The 17,230-nt window shown below is 70.1% G+C and carries 13 protein-coding genes; 5 read left to right on the forward strand and 8 right to left on the reverse strand.

The genetic code is table 11. The features are described 5' to 3' along the window. Positions 1–79: 79 nt before the first annotated feature. The 7 genes from K7C98_RS29640 to K7C98_RS29670 form a co-directional block, all read right to left on the reverse strand. The gene (locus K7C98_RS29640; protein WP_224195162.1) at positions 80–1,990 is read right to left on the reverse strand and encodes a TolC family protein; all 1,911 of its coding nucleotides are present in this window, start codon (positions 1,988–1,990) and stop codon (positions 80–82) included. A 262-nt stretch (positions 1,991–2,252) separates the two neighbouring features. After that, positions 2,253–3,458, reverse strand: a complete 1,206-nt coding sequence (locus tag K7C98_RS29645; protein WP_224195163.1) for a hypothetical protein — start codon at positions 3,456–3,458, stop codon at positions 2,253–2,255. Positions 3,459–3,572: 114 nt separating this feature from the next. Beyond that, entirely contained in the window at positions 3,573–4,364 is a 792-nt protein-coding gene (locus tag K7C98_RS29650; protein ID WP_224195492.1) for an energy transducer TonB, read from the reverse strand. 15 nt (positions 4,365–4,379) lie between these two features. Continuing rightward, the gene (locus K7C98_RS29655) at positions 4,380–4,823 is read right to left on the reverse strand and encodes an ExbD/TolR family protein (RefSeq protein ID WP_224195164.1); all 444 of its coding nucleotides are present in this window, start codon (positions 4,821–4,823) and stop codon (positions 4,380–4,382) included. Positions 4,824–4,833: 10 nt separating this feature from the next. After that, complete coding sequence (locus K7C98_RS29660) at positions 4,834–5,490, reverse strand: MotA/TolQ/ExbB proton channel family protein (RefSeq protein ID WP_224195165.1); 657 nt, start codon at positions 5,488–5,490, stop codon at positions 4,834–4,836. A 74-nt stretch (positions 5,491–5,564) separates the two neighbouring features. Further along, positions 5,565–6,830 carry a tRNA pseudouridine(13) synthase TruD gene (gene truD, locus K7C98_RS29665; RefSeq protein WP_224195166.1) on the reverse strand — a complete coding sequence of 422 codons (1,266 nt, stop codon included), beginning with the start codon at positions 6,828–6,830 and terminating at the stop codon, positions 5,565–5,567. Beyond that, positions 6,827–7,753 (reverse strand): outer membrane protein assembly factor BamD, encoded by a 927-nt coding sequence (locus K7C98_RS29670; protein WP_224195167.1) that lies wholly within the window; start codon positions 7,751–7,753, stop codon positions 6,827–6,829. The genes truD and K7C98_RS29670 overlap by 4 nt, the downstream gene beginning before the upstream one ends. Before the next feature lie 147 nt (positions 7,754–7,900). Here K7C98_RS29670 and K7C98_RS29675 point away from each other — a divergent pair, with 147 nt between their 5' ends. The 3 genes from K7C98_RS29675 to K7C98_RS29685 all read left to right on the forward strand — a co-directional run bounded on the left by K7C98_RS29675 (position 7,901) and on the right by K7C98_RS29685 (position 12,171). Next, positions 7,901–9,244, forward strand: a complete 1,344-nt coding sequence (locus tag K7C98_RS29675) for an APC family permease (protein WP_224195168.1) — start codon at positions 7,901–7,903, stop codon at positions 9,242–9,244. An 11-nt stretch (positions 9,245–9,255) separates the two neighbouring features. Beyond that, positions 9,256–10,041: an exodeoxyribonuclease III gene (gene xth / locus K7C98_RS29680; protein WP_224195169.1), complete on the forward strand. Its 786-nt coding sequence runs from the start codon at positions 9,256–9,258 to the stop codon at positions 10,039–10,041. 288 nt (positions 10,042–10,329) lie between these two features. Beyond that, positions 10,330–12,171 carry a PAS domain-containing sensor histidine kinase gene (locus tag K7C98_RS29685; protein WP_224195170.1) on the forward strand — a complete coding sequence of 614 codons (1,842 nt, stop codon included), beginning with the start codon at positions 10,330–10,332 and terminating at the stop codon, positions 12,169–12,171. A gap of 85 nt (positions 12,172–12,256) precedes the next feature. On the opposite strand, the gene K7C98_RS29690 is transcribed toward K7C98_RS29685, so the two are convergent. Further along, on the reverse strand, positions 12,257–14,308 hold the full coding sequence (locus K7C98_RS29690) for a PrkA family serine protein kinase (RefSeq protein WP_224195171.1): 2,052 nt from the start codon (positions 14,306–14,308) through the stop codon (positions 12,257–12,259). A gap of 155 nt (positions 14,309–14,463) precedes the next feature. On the opposite strand from K7C98_RS29690, the gene K7C98_RS29695 reads away from it, so the two are divergent. After that, complete coding sequence (locus K7C98_RS29695) at positions 14,464–15,576, forward strand: DUF444 family protein (protein ID WP_224195172.1); 1,113 nt, start codon at positions 14,464–14,466, stop codon at positions 15,574–15,576. Positions 15,577–15,579: 3 nt separating this feature from the next. Then, positions 15,580–17,133 carry a SpoVR family protein gene (locus tag K7C98_RS29700; protein WP_224195173.1) on the forward strand — a complete coding sequence of 518 codons (1,554 nt, stop codon included), beginning with the start codon at positions 15,580–15,582 and terminating at the stop codon, positions 17,131–17,133. Positions 17,134–17,230 lie beyond the last annotated feature (97 nt).

Here is a 17,230-nt window from a genome sequence, read left to right on the forward strand (position 1 = left end):
CGGGCTCAGGGGAGATCTCGCGCGCCCGCCGACGGCCTCGCGGCTGCCGATGCGTGCGCGCGCAGGAGGCCGCGAGGAACTAGCGGTAGCTGCCGCCGGTCGGCGTCGAGGCCTGGCGCGGGGCGGCGGCGCCGGACAGCTCGAGGCCGTAGGACGGCAGCAGCTGGCCGGTCAGGGTCTGCAGCTCGACGGTCGCGCGCAGGAAGTCGATCTGGGCCGAGAGCGCGTTGAACTGGGCCAGGGCGAGCTCGTCCTGGCGGAACAGCACGTCGTAGCTGGTCGAGCGGCCGACGCGGAAGCGGGCCTCCTCGGCGCGCAGGTTCGACTCGGCCAGGCGGACGGCCTCGGAGGTGATCGTGAGGCGCGCGCTGGCGGTCCGCATGGCGTTGACCGAGCGGATGACGGCGATCGAGATCTGCTGCTGCGACTTCTGCAGGTTGAACTCGGCCTTGCGGATCTCGAGGACCACGCGCTCGTGGTTGGCCTTCGGCGTGCGGCCCTGGATGTCGAAGTTGAAGTTGAGCGAGCCGCTGATGTTGAAGTCGGCGAACGGGCCGGTGTTGAAGTTCACCTTGGCGACGTCGGTCGCGGTGAAGAAGTTCGAGAACGCCTGCGGCCACGAGGCGCGCTGGGCCGGGACGCCGGTCTCGGCGACGGCGTTGAGGTCGACGCTGCGGCCCTGCGGCGCGAACTGGAACCGGAAGTCGAGGACCGGCAGGCGGGCGTTGGCGGCCACGAGCTCGTCGATGCGCCGGCTGGCGATGCCGATCTCGAGCGAGCGCAGCTGCGGGTTGGCGGCGTACGCCTTCTTGATCTCGGCCTCGAGGTCGATCTCCCGCGGCGCGAGCGCCTGCGGGTCGGTCTGCGGCAACACGCCGAGGACCTTGCGCTTCGCGAAGTCCTGACCCATGAACTGTCGCAGCGTCAGGCTGCGGTCGAGCAGGGTGTTCTCGGCCAGCACGACCTCGTTCTCGCGCGCGACCAGGGACTGGTAGATCGTGTCGAGGTCGAGCTGCGACTTGCGACCGGCCGCGACCTCGGCCTTGACCCGGCGGTGCTGCTCCGAGGTGGTGGCGGCGCTGCGGCGCTTGTTCTCGAGGTCGCGCGAGGCGAACAGGACGTCCCAGTAGGCCAGGATGATGTCGTGGATGGCCGTCTGGGCCATCTGCAGCTGGTTGGCCTCCATCTGCGTGCGCGCGATCCGGGCCCGGTCGATGTCGGCGCGGTTGACCCGCACGCCGGCGTTGCGCAGCAGCGGGTGCGTGAGCGTCAGGCTCGGCGAGATGATGTAGCTGTTGAGCTGACGGGTGCCGGCCGCGGCGTTGAAGAAGTTGATCGGCTGGAGGATCGTGCTGCGCGTGGCCGTGACGGTGAAGTTGAGCGTGCCGCCGGACTCGAGCTTGCGCTCGAAGCCGAAGTTGCCCGAAAACGACTGGTTGCCGACGGTGAAGGCCGCCGCCGAACCGCGCTGCGGCGTGACGGCCTTGCTGGCGGTGGTGCCGGCGAGGAAGAACACGTCGTAGGCGCCCAGCGCCGCGGTGACCTGCTTCTCGGTGATGGCGATGTCGATCGCGCTGTTGCGCAGGTCGATGTTGCCCTCGAGCGCGCTCTTGAGGACGTCGCTCAGCGACAGCTCCTCGGCCGCGAACGACAGCGGGTACAGCGTGGACGGGTCGGGCGCGGGGCTGGTCGGTTGGACCTGCTCCGAAGGACCTGTCCCCGGGGACGGAGCCGGGCCGGCGTCGGGCCGCGGGCGCATCAGCGGGGTGCGCGGGGCGGTCGGATCGGCGGGGCTCGGCGGCCGGGTCGCGGGCGGCGTGACGCTCGTCGGCGACTGACCGAAGTTGACGCCGGGCGACGGCCGCGGCTCGACCGTCGGGGGAGTCGCCCGCGGTTGGATGTCCTGAGGAGCCCCCGTGGTCGGGTCGAGGGTGCCCGGCGCGGGGGCGTCGAGCAGGGCGGCGAGCAGGGTTGCGGTGAGGCCCAGCACGGATCCAGACGGCTAGTAACGCCGGGGGCCGGCGGGGTCAAGCGGCTCTCCCCGGGTCCGCAGCCCGGGTCCGGCGCCGCGCAGCCAACGGCGCCCCGATCGACGGGCCGCTACCCGCACAGCGGCGCGACAGCGTGCGCGGGCCGCTGAAACTATCAGGGCCGACAGGGGGTCGGCACGCCCGCGTGAGCCAGGTCCAGGCAAAAATTCGTCGATCGCCGGGCCTGACCGCGGGCGACGCCTCGCGCGCGCCCCCGCCGGTTCAGGGCTCGACCTCGACCTCGAGCCACCACCAGTCGACCCCGAGGCGGCTGTCCCTCAGGACATAATAGAGGAGGGCGCGGCCGTCGGGTGGGAGCTCGTCCGCGTCCGCCTCGCCCTTGCGCATGGTCCATTGATTGAAGGCCTCGCGGTCGTCGCTGCCGCTGGCCAGCAGGGTGCCCCAGGTGCGGTACCACGAGCCGTCGAGCCGCTCGGTCTGCAGCTCGGAGCCCATGCCGCCGACGCCGTTGTTGATCGGGACGGGAAAGGTCTGCAGGTCGACCGCGGGCGTGTCGGTGTCGATCTCGATCGTCTGGCCGCGCTTGACCGTGATCTTGCCGCCGCGCTCGACCTCGCCGTACTCGGTCTCCTCGTCGGCCGCGGGGTCGAGGACGGTGACGCGGAAGCTGGCGATCCGCGGGTTGCGGTCGCCGTCCGGGATGTCCTTGGGGTCAGGTACCTCGCCGAGCTCGGGCGGCAGCTCGAACCCGAACATGCCGGCGAACGCGAGCAGTTGCTCGATCGGCCCGACCGAGACGCGCGTGACGGCGTAGATGCACTCGTTCGGCAGGTCGGCGGCCTTGCTCAGCATGGCCTCGGCGCACGCGCGGGTGGCGGGCGAGCCGGGCGCGCGGCTGATCATCGTCAGCTCGATGTCGCCGCCGAGCAGGAGGTTGGGGGCGAACGGGGCGGTGAATTCGAGGCGCCCGTCGTCGCTGCCGTCGTCGGGGAAGCGGCACGGGCTCGGGTACTCCGGCAGCTCCATCGCGTTCGGGTCGATGTCGGTGAAGCTCGGGACCGGACACTCGGGCAGCTCGTCGAGCTCGAGCGGCAAGGCGTCGCGCAGGCAGGCGAACAGACCCTGGCCCGGACCGAGCTGACAGGCGAGCCAGATCGGGTCGAACTCGGCGCCGGCGATGTCGAGCACGCCGGTCGGCTCGACCATGAAGGGGGTGACGCGCACCTTCTCGAACGGCAGGGCCTCGCAGCGCACGCCGGCGTCGGCCGGCTCCTCGGCGGGGAACAGCGGGGCGATGACCTCGGTGCGCAGGGCGAGGATCCGCGGGCCGGCGACCCGCTGACCGGGCGGGAGGTCGGGCGCGCAGGCGACTCCGAGACATGTCCCGAGAGACAGGAGACAGGCGAGCCGGGCGCGGCCGGTCGACGCGGTCGGACCGAGGTCGGCAGGGTGAGGCGCGCGCGGCACGGCGGCCGGACGATAGCGCCGATCCGCGGCCGGGGGCAAACGCGCACGCGCACGCGCGCGGGGCGGTCCGACGGCGACCGTGAGGGCGAGGGCGGGCGCGAGGCTTCGGAGCGTTCAGTCGCCGAGCTGGAACTCGTACTCGTAGCGCAGCTCGAAGTCGGCCGGCTGGCCGTTGGTGGCGATCGCGGGGCGGAACTTGGCCTTGCGCAGGGCCTTGGCGGCGATCTTGCCGCAACCGTGGCCGATGTCCTTGGCCACCTTGACGTCCTTGACGGAGCCGTCACGGCGGACCTGGACGGTGAGGATGACGACGCCCTCGATGCCGAGCTCCTGTACTGCCGGACATTGCTCTTGGGGCACGTTGACGACGGCCGGGAGCTCGCGGATGTAGAGCTCGCCGCGCGGCTCCCAGGTGGGGCCGCCGGTGCCGGTGCCGCCTTCGGTGCCCTTCGGGCTGCCGCTCTTGCCCTTGGAGTCGGGGCTGCCGGTGCCGCCGGGCGTGCCGCCGGGGGTGCCGACGCCGATCTTCACGCCGCTGTTGCCCGAGGTGGTGGTCTGGCTGGCGTCCATGCGCAGCGGCGGCGGGGCGTCGTCGGGCTGCTGCGGGACCGGGTCGGCCTTTGGTCGCGGCCGCGGCTTGGGCGGCGGCTCCTCCTTGCGGACCTCGGGGACCGGCTCGGGCGGCGGCTGCTCTTCCTGCGGCTTCTCGGGCTCGGGCTCGGGCTCGGGCTCGGGCTCGGGCTCGGGTTCGGGGATCTCGAACTCGACGATGTCGATCTGCGGCTCCTCGGGCGTCGGCGGCTCGACCGACAGATAGCCCAGCAGCAGCGCGAGCAGGGCGTGCAGGCCGAGCGAGCCGAACGCGCCGGTGCCCGATCGAGAGATGAAGCTGCCGCCGAGGCGCATCCGCAAACTCGCTGGCTAGGACGGGGCGCCGGTCGTGGCCTTGGGCTTCTCCGTGGCGATGGCGTACTTCTTGACGCCGGCCTCGCGCAGCAGGTCGACGAGGTGAATCATCGACCGCACCTGGGCCTCCTCGTCGCACTGGATGATGCCCTGGAGGTCGCGGCCCTCGGCCAGCTTGCGCGTGATCGCCTCCTTGATCGCGGCGTCGCCGTCGACCGGCTGGTGGTCGACCTGCAGCGTGCCGTCCTTCGCGCACGTGAGGAGGATGTGGTGCTGCTTCGGCTCGAGCTTCTGGCCGGTCTGCGCGTCGGGCTTGTCGATCGCCAGCGCCTCCGACTCCTGGATCTTCGTGGTCGTGACCATGAAGATGATCAACAGCACGAGCATGACGTCGACCAGCGGGGTGACGTTGATGCTGTTGATACCCTCTTCGTCGTCCTGATTGGTGTCGGCGGCCACGGCTGGCTCCTCAGTGCGGGCGCGTGGCGCCGTCCTGGTTGCTCGACAGCGACAGCACCATGTTGGTGAGCGCGTCGGCCTCGCCGAGCAGCGCCTTGACCCGGCGCTGGAAGAAGTTGAAGGCGATGACGGCCGGGATGGCGACGAGCAGGCCGACGGCGGTGGCCACCAGCGCCTCGTAGATGCCGGCCATGACGGCGTTCGAGTACTCGGCGCTGCCCATCACGCCCGAGCGCTCGATGGCGCGGAAGGTCTCGATGATGCCGAGCACGGTGCCGAGCAGGCCGATGAACGGCGAGTTCGAGCCGACGGTGCCGAGGAAGTTGAGGTTGCGCTCGAGCCGGAGCTTCTCGCCGGGGCGCAGCGCGGCCATGATCGCGGACATCGAGGCGGCGCCGCGCTGGCTGGTCTCGAGCATCTGCGCGGCGATCCGCGCGCCCGGGCTGGTGGCCGCGCGCAGGACCTCCTGGGCCTTGGCGATGTCACGGTCGGCGAGCGCGGCGTGGAGCGCCCGGACCAACGCCGTGTCACGCCCCTGGACGCCCGAGTAGAAGATCAGGCGCTCGATCATCACGGCTACACTCACGACGGACAGCCCGACGAGGATCCAGAGGATCCACTCCGAGCCGACCGCCGAGAGCTCGAGGAATTTTTCCGAGAGCTTCATTGGTGAGCCCGCGAACCGTAGCCCAGCCGGCGCGAAACGGCCAGTGTTCGCCGGCGACACAGGCGCACGCCGGTTCAGACCGGCCGCTGAAGCTCGCGCAGGAGGGCCGTGGCGTAGCTCCCGGAGGGGAGCTCGAAGCTGAGGGCGACCCCGGGGCCGAAGTCGTCGCGCGCGAGTTCCATCTCGACCGCGAAGGGCGCGACCTGCAGCGGCCGCCGCGTGCCCTCGAGGGTGTGACCTAAGCCTTGCAGCGTCGTCAGGTCGATCTCCGCGCGCGCCAGGATCTCCGCCTCCAGCGCCCCCGAGGGGGTGTCGAGGCCCGGTGCCCGCATCTTGCTGCCGAACATCGGCCCGGTGATGAGGAGTTCCCCGGCATCGAGCCGGGCCTTGTCGGTGGCCGGGTCGGTGCACTCGAACAGGCCGCCCGTGGCCGTCTTCTTCAAGATGTCGCCGCGCAGCACCTCGCGCATGAGGCCGCGGGCGCGCCGCTCGAGCAGGTAGAGGTTGAACAGCGCCGACTGCCCGGCGCTCAGCAAAAAGTCGGCCCGCCCGCGCCGGCGCGCGCGCGCCAGAGCGGCCAGCCCGCGCGTCAAATTGTCACCGCCGAAGCGCTGCTCGCCGTAGAGGTTGTCGAGGCCGCCGAGCGCGCGCAGGCGCTCGACCTTGGCCCGGCAGCGCGCCAGGGCCTCGTCGGGGTCGACGGCGAGGTCGCGCACGACGATCGTGAATTGGTTGCCGCGGAGGTGGCCGCGCCGCAGCTTGTTGCCGTGCGGGTAGGCTGGCCCGAGGGACATGTCCGAATGGACGAACTGGCCGAGGCGCGCGGCCGCGGCGGCGGGCAGCGAGATCCACTGCTCGGTGACGGCGTCCTTGTCCTTCAGGCCGGCGAGCCCGACCTCGGCGCGCGGGACCCCGAGCTGGCGCGCGACCTCGGCGACGGCGTCCTCGCTGCCGACGCCGCGCTTGGTCAGCACGAGCAGGACGTGCGCGCCCGGCCGGCCGTCGGGGTCGTAGGCGGGCACCTCGCGGACCCGGAAGTCCTCGGGGCGCCGGCGGATGGCGCCGCCGACGCCGGGGAGGTCGGCGGTTTGCAGCGGCGGGTCGCGCAGGCGCTCGAGGTCGGCGGCCGACAGGCCGCGGCGGGCGCGAGGCGCGTCGCCACCGCGGGGCGCGCCGGCGGCGTCAGGCTGGCTGTCCTCGGGGACATGTGAGCTGTCCGCGAGGACATGCGAGTCGGCCCTGTCCTCGGGGACATCTGACTCGGGCGCTCTTCGCCTGTCCTCGGGGACAGGTGCATCGGGCGCGCCGGTCTCGTCGTCGCGCGGGTCGTCGGCGCTCACATCGAACCCGTGCGGCCCTCGACGGACGCCTTCGGCTTGCCCTTGGCCTTGGGCTCGTCGACCGGCTTGGGCCGCGGCGGGGCGATCGGGCGCGGCGGGCTGCGGTCGGGGCGCTTGCGGCTGGCGTCGGCGGGGCCGTAGGTGTCCTGGATGTACTTGAGGTAGAGGCGGGCCTGGCGGCCGTGGTGGTGCTTCGGGTGCTGCGCCTGCAGCTCGGCGAAGGTCGTCCGCGACAGCTCGATCTCGTCCATCTTCAGGTAGGTCAGCGCCAGCAGGAACAGCACCTCGGCGTCGAGGCCGATGCCCGAGTACACCTTGTGCGCCGACTCGAGGCGGCCGATCGCGGCCTCGGGGCGGTCGCGGTCGAGGTAGAACTTGGCGACGTAGAGCTCGTGCTCGAGCAGGCGGCGCCGGACCTCGTCCTGCAGCTTGATCGCCAGCGGGTGCATCGGGCTGCTCGGGTAGTGGTCGAAGAAGTAGGCCAGCTCGACCAGCGCGTCCTGCAGCTGGTCCTGGTCGCGCTGGTAGTGCGGCGGCATCAGGAAGAAGCCCTCGGGCGCGTTCATGTACGCCGAGACCGCCGCCATGTACGCGCACCATCCGTTCTGCACGTGCTTGTGCGTCGGGTGCAGCTTGTAGAACTGCTTGAACTGGTCCTGCGAGGTCGTGTAGTTGCCCTGGGCGAACTCGGCGCGGGCGATCAGCAGCTCGGCCTCGACGGCGTAGCGGCTGAACGGGAAGCGGATCCGTACGAAGTCGGCGTACTGGATCGCCTCTTCGTAGTCCTTGTCGGTGAACTCACCGACGGCCAGCTCGTAGTTCTCGCGCGCGGTCTGGCCGTAGTCCGTGCTGAGGTTGGGACCCGTCTTGCAGGCCGCAAGGCTGAGCCCCACCGCCAGCGCCGCGCTGCAGAGCCGCCGCATGCCGAGGCGCGAAGCTAACCGCCGCCCGGCCCGCTGTCAAAGGCCAAAGTTCGGCCCGCTCGTGGAGCCTGCGCCTGGCCTGGACTTCCAGGTCCGCTTTCTTGCGTCGGGACGCTCGGACCCCGATCATCGGTTAGGCTGCCCCGGATGGAGACGCGACACCTCGGCCGCTGGGCGGCGCAAGCGCTGGTCGCGGGCTCGATGCTCGGCATCGGCATCTTCATCTCGCCGCCGGTGGTCGCCGCGCACGTGCAGAGCCCGTTGTGGTTCCTCGCGCTGTGGCTGGCGGGCGGCCTGGCGGCGCTGTGCGGGGCGCTGTGCGTGGCGGAGCTCGGGGCGATGATGCCGCGCGCGGGCGGCGAGTACCCGTACTTGCGCGCCGCCTACGGGCCGGGCATCGCGTTCGCGACCGGCTGGCTGCAGCTGCTGGCGACCTTCCCCGGCTCGCTCGCGGCCATGGCCGTCGGGACAGCCACGTTCCAGCTGCCGGTGCTGCTCGGGCCGAGCTTCGCCGCGCCGGTCGACCTCGGCGTGGCGACGATGGCGGGCCCGACGTTCTGGGCGCTGGCGCTGGTGGTCGGCCTGACGGCGCTCAATCACATCGGCATCGTGCTGTCCGGGCGGGTGCAGCTGGTGGTGACGATGATCCCGCTGGCGGTGCTGCTGGCGGTGAGTCTGTTCGTGGTCGGCGACATCGGCGCGGTCGAGGTCTCGCGCGAGAGCCTGCGCGTGGGCCTGAGCCCCGCGCCTTCGGCGGCCGAGCTCGCCCAGGCGTACCTGCCGATCTACTTCGCTTATTCCGGGTGGAACGCGGCGATCTACATCGGCGGGGAGATCGCCGACCCGGGCAAGAACCTGCCGCGCGCGGTGGTCGGCGGCACGGCCATGGTCGCGGTCCTCTACTTCGTGCTGTGCGCCGGCTACCTCGCGGTGTTCGACATGAGCGCGCTGGCGGGCGCCGGCGAGGCCGGGACCGCGGCCGCGGGGGCGCTGTTCGGCCACGCCGGCGTGATCGTGGTGACGCTGATGATCCTGCTGGCGATGCTCGGCTCGATCAACGGCACCGTCATGGCCGGCTCGCGGATCGCCTACGCCATGGCCGGGCAGCGCCACTGCTTCGCCGCGGCCGGGCAGCTGAGCCCGCGCTTCGGCACCCCGGTGGTCGCGCTGTGGCTGCAGGCCGCGCTGGCGGCCGCGCTGATCCTCAGCCGTCAGTTCGACCAGCTGATGGACTACGCCGCCGCGGCGATGTTGATCTCCGGCTCGCTCGCGGTCGCCAGCGTGATCGCGCTGCGGCGCAAGGACCCCGCGCACCCGCGGCCGTACCGCCTGGGCTTTTATCCGTGGGCGCCGCTCATCTACGTCGTCTCGAGCGTGTTCGTGCTCGGGGCGCTGGCGGTCAAGGGTGACCTCTCGGTGCTGATGGCGGCCGGGTGGTTCGCGCTGGCGCTGCTGTTCCACGGCCTCGTCGTCGCGCCGCGGCTGCGCTAAGGTTCGCGGCCATGAACCGGCCCTTCACGCTGCTGACATGGAATGTCAACGGGATCCGCGCGCGCCTCGACGACGTGCTGAGCTTCCTCGCCGAGCGGAACCCCGACGTCGCCTGCCTGCAGGAGACCAAATGCGAGGACAAGGTGTTCCCGCGGGTGCCGTTCGCCGAGCTCGGCTACACCGTCGACGTCCACGGGGCCAAGGGTTACGCCGGCGTGGCCACGCTGTCGAAGGTCAAGCCGACGCAGGTGGTCACCGGCTTCCGCGGCGGCGACGCCGACTCGCACTGCCGGATCTTGAACACCGAGATCGACGGCCTCCGCCTCTACAACCTCTACGTCCCCAACGGCACGGCGCTCGGCACCGAGGCGTTCGCCTACAAGCTGGCCTGGCTGGCGCGCCTCAAGGCCGAGCTCGTCGAGCACTACACGCCCGACACGCCGCTCATCCTGTGCGGTGACTTCAACATCGCCCCCGACGAGCGCGACGTCGTCGACCCGCGGGCGCTCGAGGGCTGCACGCACTTCTCGCCGCAGGAGCACGCGGCCCTGCGCGAGCTGCTGGGTTTCGGCCTGCAGGACTGCTTCCGCAAGCACGACGACCGCGCCGGCCAGTACACCTGGTGGGACTACCGCCGCGGCGACTTCGATCGCAACCGCGGCATGCGCATCGACCACGTCTACGCCAGCGCCCCGCTGTACGCCCGCTGCGACGCGGTGGTCCACGACAAGACCCCGCGCGGCTGGGACGCGCCGTCCGACCACATCCCGGTCATCGCCACCTTCCGCGGGCCGTGAGGGGCGGACGCCGGGTCCGCCGCGCGGTCCCCTGGCGGCGTGCCCGGCCGGTGCGTCGCGGTGGCGCCGCTCCTGTCCTGCCTCACGTGAAGGCGAGCCTGCGGGTGGCGAGAGTCGCAGGAGGCGCCCGCCGATGCGGCGGCGAGAGGGCGAGCTCGGGGCCCGTCGTGCCGCTGCGATAGGTCTGCGTTCGCAAGCGCGCGAGACCCGCGGGCGGGCTCTCAATCCCACGTCCGGCACGGTCCGCCGCACGACTGTCGCCCGCGGTACTCTGTGTCTGCGCTGCCAATGAACGGGACCGACGCCACCATCGGCATGCTCGGCGCGCGCGACCTGCTGGAGGGGCTGCCGCTCGCGGCCTACGTCTGCGACGCGCGTGGGGAGCTGGTCGCGTTCAACGCCGACGCCGCCGCGCTGCTGAGGTTGAGCTCGTCGGACGCCCCGCCGTACTGCCCCGCCGACGAGTTCGCCACGTTGACCGGCACGCCGCTGCGCCGCGAGGACACCGCCGTCGCGCTCGCGCTGCGCACGCGAGCCCGCACGCCGGCGCAGACCTACGCGATCGGCTGGCGCGACGGGCGTCAGCTCCGCGTGCGGGAGACCGCCCGCCCGGTGCTCGGGCTCGACGGCAGCCTGCTCGGCGCCGTGTGCGTGGTCGAGAGCCTGCGCGAGACGGCGCTCTACGAGGCCGCCAAGGCCGGCGGCCTGGCCCAGCTGGTCGGCCTGTTCGTCAGCGACATGCACGGCCAGCTCGTCGAGGCCACCGACGAGTACCTGCGGATCCTCGGCTACACCCGCGAGGAGCTCGAGAGCGGCAGTTTCCGCTGGGACCGCTGCACCGCGCCGGAGCACCTGATGCGCGACCACCAGGGCATCGAAGAGGCGCTGCGCACCGGCAAGTGCCGCCCCTACGAGAAGGACTACCTGCGCAAGGACGGCAGCCGCGTGCCGGTGCTGATCGGCTACACGCTGGTGCGCCCGCGGCAGAACCAGTTCATCGGCTACGTCGTCGACCTCAGCACGCGCCTGCGTCAGTACGCCGACGTCAACGAGGCCATGCGCGCGGCCGAGACCGGCGTGTGGGACTGGGACGCGCGCACCGGCCAGGTCATCTGGTCGGAGACGACGAGGACGCTGATGGGTTGCGCCTCCGAGTACCAGCCGCACGACATCCACGAGTTCCTCAAGCTGATCCACCCCGACGACCGCGACCGCGTGCGCCAGGCGCTGTCCGACTCGCTGGCGGCCCGCTCGACCTTCCGCGCCGACTTCCGCCTGCGCGACCCCGAGCTGCGCGACCGCTGGTTGTTCTCGCAGGGCGGCGTGTTCTCCGACTACGCCGGCGACGGCGTGCGGATGTCCGGCACCCTCGTCGACATCTCCGCGCGCAAGCAGGCCGAGCAGGTCCTGCGCGACGCGATCGCCGTGCGCGACGAATTCCTGTCGGTCGCCAGCCACGAGCTGCGCACGCCGATCACCTCGATCCTGCTGCGCGCCGAGTCGCTGCTGAAGAAGATGCCGGCGCCCGAGCCCGCGTCGACGAAGCCCCAGCCGCTCGTCGCGGCCCTGGAGCTCATCATCCGCCAGGCGCGCAAGATCGACTCGCTGGTCGGCGACATGCTCGACGCCACCCGCCTGTCGCACAAGAAGTTGTTCCTCGACCGCACGCGCACCGACGTCGTCGAGCTGCTGTCGACCTACGTCGCGCAGACGGTCGACCACGAGCCGCGCGCCAGCGCGGGCCTGCACCTCGAGCTGCCGGCGCCCACCAGCCCGCCGGTGTTCGCGTCGTGGGACCGGCGGCGCATCGAGCAGGTGCTCGACAACCTGGTCAGCAACGCGTTCAAGTACGGCGCGGGCCGGCCGGTGACCGTGCGGCTCAGCTTCCCGGCCCGCGGCCTCGCGCGCATCGAGGTCGAGGACCACGGCATCGGCATCGCCGTCGAGGCGCGCGAGAAGCTGTTCCAGCCGTTCGAGCGGGCCCACCGCGCCGTCTCGTTCGGCGGCCTCGGCCTCGGCCTCTACATCGCTCGCGAGATCGTCCAGGCCCACCACGGGACCATCACGCTGGACTCCGAGCTCGGCGTCGGTACGACCTTCCGCGTCGACCTGCCGCTGGCGCCGCCATGATACGGCAAGATACGGCAAGATACGGCAATGAACGGCCGCGGGGGCCGCCAGGGCCCCCGCAGTCACATTCGCGGCGGGCCGCCGGCTACTTCATCTCGCCGCGGGCGAAGATCGAGGCGACGTAGGTGAGCACGTCGGACGCGCTGATCTCGTCGTAGCCGTAGTTGCGGATGAGCCGCTGCTTGACCACGTCGATCTTCTCCTGCGCCTCGCGGTCGACCACCTGGGAGACCAGGCTGGTGAGCTTGATGCTGTCCTTCTGGTCCTCGAACAGCTTGAGCTCGAGCGCCTTGTAGAGCCGCTCGTTGGTGCGGTAGTCGAACTGCTTGCCCTCGATGGCGAGCGCGCCGATGTAGTTCATGATCTCGCGGCGGAAGTCGTCCTTGCGCGACTCGGGGATGTCGATCTTGGTCTCGATCGAGCGCATCAGCCGCTCGTCGGGCTCCTCGTCCTGGCCGGTGTACGGGTTCTTGACCTTCTCGCGCTGGGTGTACGCCTTGACGTTGTCGATGTAGTTGCCGCAAAGGCGCGCGATGGCGTCGGCGTCGGCGCTGATGGCCCGCTGGACCTCGTTCTTGACGATGTCCTCGTACTCCTGTTTGACCACGGCGAGCAGCTCGGTGTAGCGCTTGCGCTGGTCGTCGTTGTTGATGAGGCTGTGGCTGCGCAGGCCGCCCTCGAGCTCGTTGAGGACCATGAACGGGTTGATGCTCATCTGCCCGCGCTCGGACACCAGGCAGTTGGCGATCTTGTCCTGGATGTAGCGCGGGGAGATGCCCTCCATGCCCTCGCGCACGGCCTCCTTGCGCAGCTCCTTGACCGAGTCCTGGGTGAACCCGGGCAGGGTCTTGCCGTCGAACAGCTTGAGCTTCTGCAGCAGCGACAGCTGGTGCTTCTTCGGGTCCTCGAGGCGGGTGAGGATGGCCCACATCGCCGCCATCTCGAGCGTGTGCGGGGCGATGAAGCGGCCGCGGACCTTCTTCGGGTTGTAGTCCTTGGCGTAGATCTTGATCTCTTCGCTGAGCTTCGTGATGTACGGGACGTCGATCTTGACCGTACGGTCGCGCAGCGCCTCCATGAACTTGTTCTCGAGCAGGCGGTTGTACTCGGCCTCGTTGGTGTGGCCGATGATCACCTCGTCGATGTCGGTCTGCGCGAACTTCTTCGGCTTGATCTTCTGCTCCTGCGTGGCGCCGAGCAGGTCGTAGAGGAAGGCGACGTCGAGCTTGAGGATCTCGACGAACTCGATGACGCCGCGGTTGGCGACGTTGAACTCGCCGTCGAAGTTGAAGGCGCGCGGGTCGGTGTCGCTGCCGTACTCGGCGATCCGGCGGTAGTTGATGTCGCCGGTCAGCTCGGTCGAGTCCTGGTTCTTCTCGTCCTTCGGCTGGAAGGTGCCGATGCCGATGCGGTCCTCCTCGGACAGGAGCAGCCGCTTGACCCGCACGTGGCGCACGACCTTCGACCAGTCGCCCTTGTAGTGCAGCATCAGCTCGCGGAAGATGAAGCGACAGGCCGGGTTGAGGTTGCCGCGGATGTACGGGCGGAAGCCGTCGCGCTCGAGCCCCAGCGACGTGATCGCCTGCTCGCGCACGTCGGCCGGGATCAGCTTCAGCGGCTCCTCGTTCATCGGCGACGAGAAGCTCTCGTTGCCGGCCGTCAGGTAGCGCAGCCCCTCGGGCAGCGTCCACTCGTAGGTGTAGAGCGCGCCCTCGGGCGTGCGGCTGTACTCCTCGAGGCCTTTCTTGAGCAGCCTGGCGATCGTGCTCTTCGACGAGCCGACCGGGCCGTGGAGCAGGATGATGCGCCGCTCGGTCCCGTAGCGCAGCGCCGCCGCCTTGAGCACGCTGACCAGCCGCATCAGCGGGATGTCGAGCCCGAAGATCGCGTCGCGCCCCTCGTGCACCTCGTCCTGGAAGAACCGGTAGCGCGTGATCTTCTTCTTGCTGTCGACGTACTCCTCGGTCCCGTGCGACAGCACCATGTCGTAGAGGCGCTCGTACGCGGTCCGGGCCACCCGCGGGTTCTTGCGCACGAGCTCGAGGTACTCCTCGAACGTTCCGCTCCAGTGCAGGTCTTCGTAGCGCTTTTGGTCCTGAAGGGCGGCGACGCGGTCGACGAGCGAGACGGATGACATCGTCCCCAGATGGTACACGAGGGTGGCGGAAGCGGCCACCGCGGAAGCGACGCGCGCGGAGCCGCGTCGGCGCGCACCGCGGAGAAACAGGCAAATGCGCCGCCGAGCGCGCTTGCCCTCGCATCCGCCGCGCACCTCGCATACTCTGGTTGTCCATGATTTCGCGCATCGAGCAGGACCACAGCCGCTTCCGAGAGATCATTCGCGGCAAAATTCGGCAGAACTTGCGCAAATACATCTCTCGCGGCGATATGGTCGCGCCGAAGGGTCAGGGCACGGTCGCGATCCCGATGCCGCAGATCAACATCCCGCGGTTCGTCCACGGCGACAACAGCGGCCAGGGCGTCGGTCAGGGCGACGGCGAGCCCGGCGACCCGGTCGGCGGCACCGGCAAGGACGGGCAGGGCGGCGCCGGCAAGGCCGGCGAGCAGGAGGGTGGCAAGGCGCTCGAAGTCGAGGTCACGCTCGAAGAGCTCGCTCAGATCATGGGTGAAGAGCTCGGTCTGCCCAACATCCAGCCGAAGGGCACGCACTCGCTCGAGACCCGCAAGGACCGCTACGTCGGCCTGCGCAACAGCGGCCCCGAGAGCTTGCGCAACTTCAAGGCGACCTACAAGCGCGCGCTCCGCCGCCAGGTCGCGATGGGCTCCTACGACCCGGCGCGCCCGGTGATCGTGCCGATCCGCGAGGACCGCCGCTACCGCTCGTGGCGCACCGACCCGCGGCCGCAGACCAACGCGGTGATCATCTACATGATGGACGTGTCGGGCTCGATGGGCGACGAGCAGAAAGAGATCGTCCGCATCGAGTCGTTCTGGATCGACACCTGGCTGCGCAGCCAGTACAAGGGCCTCGAGTCGCGCTACATCATCCACGACGCGACGGCGCGGGTGGTCGAGCGCGAGGTCTTCTTCCGCACCCGCGAGTCGGGCGGGACGATGATCAGCTCGGCCTACAAGCTGTGCGCCGAGCTCATCGACGCCGAGTTCAGCCCCGAGCAGTGGAACATCTACGCGTTCCACTTCAGCGACGGCGACAACTGGTCGGTCGACGACACCGCCACGTGCATCCAGCTGGTGAAGCACCAGCTGCTGCCGAAGTGCAACCAGTTCGGCTACGGCCAGGTCGAGTCGCCCTACGGCTCGGGCCAGTTCATCAAGGACCTGCGGTCCGCGTTCGCCAAGAACATCGCCCTCGTCACCAGCGAGATCAAGAGCAAGGACGACATCATGGACTCGATCCGCGAATTCCTGAAGGGGGGCCGCTAAGCCATGTCGCGCTCGCTCTACAGCCCCTCCGGCCAGCTGCCGCCGGCGCTCCGCGAACTCCAGGACGAGATCAAGTCGTACGCCGACGAGTTCGGCCTCGACACCTTCCCGGTGGTGTTCGAGACCATCGACTACCGCCACATGTGCGAGATCGCGGCCTACGGCGGCTTCCCCGTCCGCTACCCCCACTGGCGCTTCGGCATGGAGTACGACCACATGCTCAAGAGCCACACGTACGGGCTGTCGAAGATCTACGAGCTCGTCATCAACACCAACCCCTGCTACGCGTACCTGCTCGAGGGCAACTCGTTCGTCGACCAGAAGCTGGTGATGGCCCACGTCTACGGCCACTGCGACTTCTTCAAGAACAACTACTTCTTCTCGCACACCGACCGCCGCATGATCGACGGGATGGCCAACAACGCCGCCCGCGTGCGCCGCTACATGGACCGCCAGGGCGTGTCCAACGTCGAGACGTTCGTCGACACCTGCCTCTCGGTCGACAACCTCATCGACCCGTGGCTGCCGTTCCGCCGCAAGGAGACCCGCCGCGCGCCCGAGCCCGCCGCCGCCCCCGCCGCGGAGGGCGACCCCGAGTCGTCAGGCCCCGAGCCCGGCCGCCTGCACAACACCCGCAGCTACCTCGAGGGCTACATCAACCCGCCCGAGTTCATCGCCGCCCAGCGCGCCAAGAAGAAGCAGGCCGACGAGGCCCAGAAGCGCAAGAACCCGCCCCACCCGGAGCGCGACGTGCTCGGCTTCCTCATGCAGTACGCGCCGCTCGAGGCGTGGGAGGCCGACGTGCTCGGCATCATCCGCGAGGAGGCCTACTACTTCCTGCCGCAGATGCAGACGAAGATCATGAACGAGGGATGGGCCACCTACTGGCACTCGCGCATCATGACCACCCGCGCGCTGCGAGACGACGAGCTCATCGACTACGCCGACGCCGCCAGCGGCGTGACCGCGATGGGCCCCGGCCAGCTGAACCCGTACAAGCTCGGCGTCGAGCTCTACCGCCACATCGAAGACCGCTGGAACACCGGCCGCTTCGGCAAGGAGTACGACGAGTGCACCTCGCTGTCGCAGCGCGCGGCGTGGGACAAGAAGCTCGGCCTCGGGCGCCAGAAGCTCTACGAGGTCCGGCGCATGCACAACGACGTCACCTTCCTCGACGAGTTCTTCACCGAGGACTTCTGCCGCGAGCAGAAATTCTTCACCTACAAGGAGAACCGCCGCACCGGTCGGCTCGAGATCGAAGGCCGCGAGTTCAGCAAGATCAAGCAGCAGATCCTCCAGCAGCTGTCGAACTTCGGCCAGCCGTTCATCTACGTCGTCGACGCCAACTACCTCAATCGCAGCGAGCTGCTGCTCGGCCACCGCCACGAGGGCATCGACCTCAAGATGGATTACGCCCGCGACACCCTCCGCAACGTCGAGCGCATCTGGCGGCGACCCGTCTCCATCCTCACCGTCCTCGACGACAAGCCCAAGCGGATCCGCTTCGACGGCGCGGAGATCTCCATGTCCGACGAGCCGGCGGCCTTCCGCGTGTGATCCGGCCGCACACCGGCCCCCGCGCCGCACCTGGCCGCGAGACCGCTTCGGCCGCCGCAGCGCCCGCCGGGGCGTGCGGAGGCCGTCGGTTTACTCA

It is taken from the genome of Nannocystis pusilla, assembly GCF_020073745.1.
In the GTDB taxonomy this organism is placed as follows: domain Bacteria; phylum Myxococcota_A; class Polyangia; order Nannocystales; family Nannocystaceae; genus Nannocystis; species Nannocystis radixulma.